The organism is Devosia psychrophila, from assembly GCF_000971275.1.
Taxonomy (GTDB): Bacteria; Pseudomonadota; Alphaproteobacteria; order Rhizobiales; family Devosiaceae; genus Devosia; species Devosia psychrophila.
The window spans coordinates 1-5,554 of sequence record NZ_LAPV01000070.1; the positions used below are offsets into that span (position 1 = coordinate 1).

Sequence of the window (5,554 nt, forward strand, 5' to 3'; positions counted from 1 at the left end):
TGGCCGTGCGCCGCTGCTTGCGCGATTTACCGGCTTCCACGCGCAGCCAGTCGGAGAGCTTTTGCGCAAACCGATCAAGCTTGCTGGGCCGCGCAGGAACCTTGAACTTCGGCTCCACCGTGTCGGCTCACGTCTGATCACAAGAGTACTCGCCGCCGACTTTGCTGGAATTGTTGGGATCGATTACCGATCGGAAGGGGTTGTGTGTTCCCTGGTCGCACCGACCGACAGCGTCAAACCTCGAGCTGCAACCGCAGCTCTTCTCCAAAATCGGGTTTGAACAGATGGGGCTTTGTCGTGTTGCAGTTCTGGTCGTCGAAGACGAAGCTCTCGTTCGTATGGGTATAGTCGACTTTCTCGACGAACATGGGTTTGAGGTCTTCGAGGCGGAGAGCGCTGACGACGCCATCGCAATTCTGGGTTCAACCCCACGTATTGCCATCATGTTCACCGATGTTGATATGCCCGGCGGAATGGATGGCCTGAAGCTCGCAGCGGCCGTTCGGCATCGATGGCCGCCGATTAAAATCGTCGTCACGTCGGGACATCGTCAGGTCAATCTTGATGACCTGCCGGTGGAAGCCAGGTTTTTTGCCAAGCCTTACAACCCTCATGAGATCGTCACAACTATGCGACAAATGTCGCGATCCAACTAGGAAACCAGGCCTGTCAATCGGCGTCGGATAAGGGCTGTGACGCAATTTCGATGACGTTTCCGGTCATTGCACTCCGACAAGATGCGCTTGAGCAGATCGAGTTTGGCACGACCATACATCTGGCGTTTGACCAGCTTGAGCTTGGTGATCTGGCCTCTGTCTGACCATTGGACCAGGGTTGTGTCACGGCGGCTGGCCACTGCCGGCTTTCATAGACAGTGGGTATCCCGTAGTCCGGCTCATCGACAGCGACTTACGAGGTGTCCCCGGAGCTTTCGAACAGTTTGGCGCTGGCGACCGTACTGTCTATGGCCAGTTGTTTGCGGCAAAGGGCCCCGCGTCCCAACAAGCATCACCCACCATTGCTCAGACCGTTGAACGACCAGATACAATGCCTGTGCCATTTTACTCCCACATAGGAGGAAACTAATGGGCGCCAACCCGGACGTTGCCATACGCTTGCGAACGCCATCTGGCATGTATTTTTCAAGGTCCGTTGCTAAAGCCACGATAACGGCGTCTAGTCTTCTTGACAGTCACTCACCTGAGGGCTCAACGCTGGTGAGCCCTTGCCCACTTCCGCTGTAGACGCTACCGCCTTTCCGGCGAGAACACCGACCCAACCCGATCTTACGCTGTGCGATGTTGAGCCCATTCATGTACCAGGGTCGATCCAGCCGCATGGACTACTGCTCATCGCCGACGCACGGACCTTGCATGTCACTGCTGCGGCTGGCGACGTCGAAAACCGGCTCGACCCGCAATGGCTTGGCAAAACACTTGATGACCTCTTAGGCCAAGATGTCCATAGCGTAATCGAGCCGACCGGGCGCCTCATCGGCCGTTCGGTGTCGCTGGTTCCAGTCCGCGGCAGTTCGGAAATCTTCGATGTGTCGCTGCATCACTCCAGCGACTTGATCCTGGTCCAGCTCGAACCGGCACCGCTGCAGCCAGCCGCCTCGGGCGAGGTCCTAACCCTGCTCGACAACGCCGGCACGAAGTTTGCTCAATCTGCCGATATAGCCACCCTGTGCCAAGAAGCGGCGCTCCTGTTTCGCCAACTAACCGGCTTTGACCGGGTGATGGTCTATCGCTTCCTCGACAATGATGCCGGCTGCGTCATAGCGGAGGCCCAAGCGCCAGAGCTGCATTCGTTCCTGAATCACCATTTTCCCGCGTCCGACATCCCGCGCCAGGCGCGCGCGCTCTATGTCCGCAACCGCGTCCGTGTCATTCCAGATGTTGCCTATGCACCAGCGGTCATACGACCGGCTTCGGCAGGTCACCAATTTGTCGACTTGAGCGATGTGTCCCTGCGCAGCGTCTCGCCAATTCATATCCAGTACCTTAAGAACATGGAGGTCGGTGCCTCAGCCTCTGTCTCAATCGTCAGGGATGGCATCCTATGGGGGTTGGTCGCCTGCCATAACCTGAAGGCGAAGAACCTGACCTACGACGTTCGCATTGCTTGCAGCGCGCTGGCCAGCAGCATGTCCCGTCAAATCAGGGCCAAGGAGGATGGGGAACATTATCGCGAACGGCTGCGCCTGCGCAGCGCCGAAGACACCATCGTGGCCCATCTCGACCGCCACGGTCCGCTTGATCAGCCGGATTCGGCGACACGGGAAGACATGCGACAAATGCTCGGTGCCGAGGGCTTTGCCACAGTCCGTGGCCAGCAGATTGAGATCGCCGGCACCTGTCCGACGCCCAAACAGGTCCTCGACCTGGCAACCTGGCTAAGCAAGCAGCCCACCGTCGACGCCTTCCGCACCAGCGCATTGTCCGTGCTGTTCCCCCCGGCCCAAGCGTATCAGGACTGCGCGAGCGGCGTGCTTGCCATCGCCGTCTCCAGCGAGGAAACCGGTCTGTTCATCTGGTTCCGCGCCGAGCACCTGCAGGTGATCGAATGGGCGGGCAATCCACACAAAGCGGTTCCGGGCGACCCCAAGGCCGTGCTCACGCCGCGCGCTTCGTTCGAAGCCTGGAGCGAGACGGTGCGTGGCAAAGCCAGAGCCTGGACTTTGGCTGAGCTTGAAGCGGCTCAAAGGTTGCGCAATGCCCTGTTCGACGCCAGGAAAAGCCGTCGACTGCAGGAGCTCAATCGCGAACTTGCCGCCATCCTTGCCGATAAGGAAAGCCTTCTTCGCCAGAAGGATTATCTGGTCAAGGAGGTCAACCACCGCGTTCAGAATAGCCTGCAACTGGTGTCGTCCTTCCTCAACATGCAGGCGCGATCGGTCAATGACGCAGCGCTGACGCTCCAGCTCGACGAGGCCCAGCGCCGCCTGTCGGCCGTTGCGCTGGTTCACAAGCGGCTCTATCGCGACGATAACTTCGAAACCATCGATCTGGGCCGCTACCTCGAAGAGCTGTGTCTTGATATCCAAGGCTCGATGGGCGACGGCTGGCAAAAGCATTTTAGCGCCAATTTCGACTGTTTGCTGATTTCCGCCGATCGGGCGATCAATATCGGGCTGGTGCTGACCGAACTCATCATCAATGCGAACAAATATGCCTATGCCGGCCAACCGGGTCCGCTATCGGTTAGGCTGGATCGGCATAGAAGCCGATTCACTCTTATCGTCGCAGACAAGGGCCGAGGCGATCACAAACCAGGCGCCGGCTTTGGCACGCGGATGATGAAGGCAATGGTCGATCGGCTGGCAGGGACAATCACCTACAACGAGGGCAATCCTGGTTTGCAGATTGTCGTCACCGCGCCCATTGAAGAGACCGGCGCTTGATCGAGTCAAGCAAGGGCCGGTCTATCGACCGCCGCACTGTGCGTATAAAGATCAAATGTGCGCCGAGCCCCGTCGATCATATGGTCGTGCCAAGCCTGCGGCCGATCCGCCGCCGCCGCATCGAGCGCCATCAGAACGGCGCGCCATTCGCCTTTGCCATGCACCGCCGCCAGATACCGTCTGGGCATAGCGCCCCCGACGCGTGCGGCAAGAACGCCGCCGCCCAGGCGCGACCCTTCGGCCACATAGAGCATGCCCCACAACGCTGCAGCATTGAACGGGCCACGCAGCGGCACCAGATCTGGCCAAGGGGTTGCGAGGCCAGCCAGATCGGACGTGAGATGGTCGAGTCGAGTGCGGACCTGTGGGAACCCGGCAGGTCCATCAATCAAGGCGGGTTCAATAGCACCAAGTACTCGGGCGTGCGCCCTCAGGAAGACGCCATAGGACCGGCGATCGGCCAGATCGAAATGGGCAAAGGCAGCGTCGACTTGTTGGTGATTGTCCGTCGTCGCTGCACGAAGCACGGCATGGGCGGCGATCATTATGCATCCTTTGGCTCTGGCGCCGTTGCAACAAGGGTATCACGTTTCGGGCTCGCGGCAGGCCAATCCACTTTAATCTCACCGATCGGCCCTCCAATGACTGAAAAGCTCGTCACAGTTCTCGTCGTCGAGGACGAGGCGCCCATCCGCCTCGCTATCGTCGATGATCTCGAAGTTGCCGGATTCCGGGTTGTTGATGCCACCAATGCCACCGAAGCGGTGGTCTGCCCGGCGCGCTGTCTATCCACCCAGTCGAGGGAGAAGCACTGCCGCCAGGCGTCGCTGAGAACCTGCCCGACAACGCGCGACCCAACGCCTATCGCTCGCAGGTGTTCAGCTCAAAGTCCAGCGCGGCTTGCAAGGTGTGCAGCAAGTCGTTCCGGTTTAGACACTTACCCGGCGTCGCGCCGTCGCTCTTTCTGCGAGTGGAAGGGCTAACGATCGACTTCGATGTCATCGTGCGTGACGAAACGCTGCGCGATGTGACCTGGAGCTATCCCGATCCGAACCCGACCTTCAGATCCTTGCGTGATCACGTGGCTTTTTACGCATGGCCTTTTGACGGCTGCTTTGTCGATGACGAGCGCGTGACGACGCAACCCGGAAATTTCTATGGCGGGTGGGTTCTTCTGATGTCGCAGGCCCTTTCAAGGTAGCGCGGGCATCAGCCTGTGGTGACGGGCGGGCAGTCGGCGAGGCGGCGGTGGTTTTGATATCTTCGCCGCCCGGTTATGTTCGCGGCGGCGGCACCGAATTCAGACGCCATACGGCGAAATTAAGCGCAGTGGCGAACGTAACCCACGCAAGGTAGGGCATGAGGAGCAGCGCGGCGACGACGTGGATCGGATAGAAAAGCACGATGGTCGCGATGATGGACATCCAGACCAGAACGATATCAACGAAGCCGAGATCGGGGCGGTGCAGACCGAAGAAGAGTGGCGACCACGCGGCATTGAGAATGAGCTTCAAGGCATAGACCGCCAAGGGCAAGCCTGCGCCGGCAAATCCGGCTTCCCGCCAGATCAGCCAACCTGCAACCGCAATCATCGAATAGAGGACGGTCCACACCGGCGCGAAAAGCCTGTTCGGCGGCCGCCAGGACGGCTTCTTCAGTCGCTCGTACCATTCGCCGGGACGAAACAATGCGCCCATGAGCGCCGCGAGGAAACTGGCGGCGATAAAGCAAACGAGTCCAATGATCGAAGCAATGTCCATCTAAGCCGAATTTACCAGTTTTTCGCTACCATAGTGTTGATTGCCGTTTGGATCTGACCCGGGGGGATGCGGACGAAAACTTAGACCGGTTATGCTGTAATGCCAAGACTTTGTCGGTATTCGATTGGGCTAAGAGAGCCAAGGGATATCTTGATGCGCTTCTCATTGTACCAGCGGATGTAGGAATCAACCTCGATAACGAACTGCTCGACCGTGGTGGCGGTCCAATCCCGAGGGTAGAAGAGTTCTGTTTTCAACCTGCCGAAAACCCCTCGCACGCAGCGTTATCTTGCGAGCATCCCTTGCGGGACATTGAGCGAACCAGCTTCGCGTCAGCAATCCTGGATAACCAGCCTGGCCAGCGATAATGGGCACCGCGATCAGAATGAAC

5 protein-coding genes and 1 pseudogene are annotated in these 5,554 nt (G+C 59.0%); 3 read left to right on the top strand and 3 right to left on the bottom strand.

Annotated elements, in window-relative coordinates; genetic code table 11:
- Positions 1 to 173: 173 nt before the first annotated feature.
- Together WH91_RS05560 and WH91_RS05565 are read left to right on the top strand one after the other, a co-directional pair.
- Positions 174 to 656 (top strand): response regulator, encoded by a 483-nt coding sequence (locus WH91_RS05560; protein ID WP_342028138.1) that lies wholly within the window; start codon positions 174 to 176, stop codon positions 654 to 656.
- Between the two features lie 569 nt (positions 657 to 1,225).
- Complete coding sequence (locus WH91_RS05565; protein ID WP_046170020.1) at positions 1,226 to 3,403, top strand: histidine kinase dimerization/phosphoacceptor domain -containing protein; 2,178 nt, start codon at positions 1,226 to 1,228, stop codon at positions 3,401 to 3,403.
- A 5-nt stretch (positions 3,404 to 3,408) separates the two neighbouring features.
- On the opposite strand, the gene WH91_RS05570 is transcribed toward WH91_RS05565, so the two are convergent.
- Positions 3,409 to 3,948, bottom strand: coding sequence for a biliverdin-producing heme oxygenase (locus WH91_RS05570; RefSeq protein WP_046170021.1), 540 nt, complete (start codon positions 3,946 to 3,948; stop codon positions 3,409 to 3,411).
- Between the two features lie 458 nt (positions 3,949 to 4,406).
- Between WH91_RS05570 and WH91_RS25290 the strand changes: the two genes are divergently transcribed.
- Positions 4,407 to 4,604, top strand: a complete 198-nt coding sequence (locus tag WH91_RS25290; RefSeq protein WP_244542497.1) for a DUF427 domain-containing protein — start codon at positions 4,407 to 4,409, stop codon at positions 4,602 to 4,604.
- 73 nt (positions 4,605 to 4,677) lie between these two features.
- Here WH91_RS25290 and WH91_RS05580 read toward each other — a convergent pair whose 3' ends face one another.
- Together WH91_RS05580 and WH91_RS05585 are read right to left on the bottom strand one after the other, a co-directional pair.
- A complete protein-coding gene (locus WH91_RS05580) occupies positions 4,678 to 5,163 on the bottom strand; it encodes a TspO/MBR family protein (protein WP_046170022.1) in 486 nt (161 codons plus the stop codon).
- Between the two features lie 89 nt (positions 5,164 to 5,252).
- Positions 5,253 to 5,554: pseudogene (locus tag WH91_RS05585) on the bottom strand (transposase); the annotation flags it as partial.

Bases quoted from the DNA above. Each gene is read 5' to 3' on its own strand.
- WH91_RS05570 (WP_046170021.1), bottom strand. From the start codon at position 3,948: ATGATCGCCGCCCATGCCGTGCTTCGTGCAGCGACGACGGACAATCAC.
- WH91_RS05580 (WP_046170022.1), bottom strand. From the start codon at position 5,163: ATGGACATTGCTTCGATCATTGGACTCGTTTGCTTTATCGCCGCCAGT.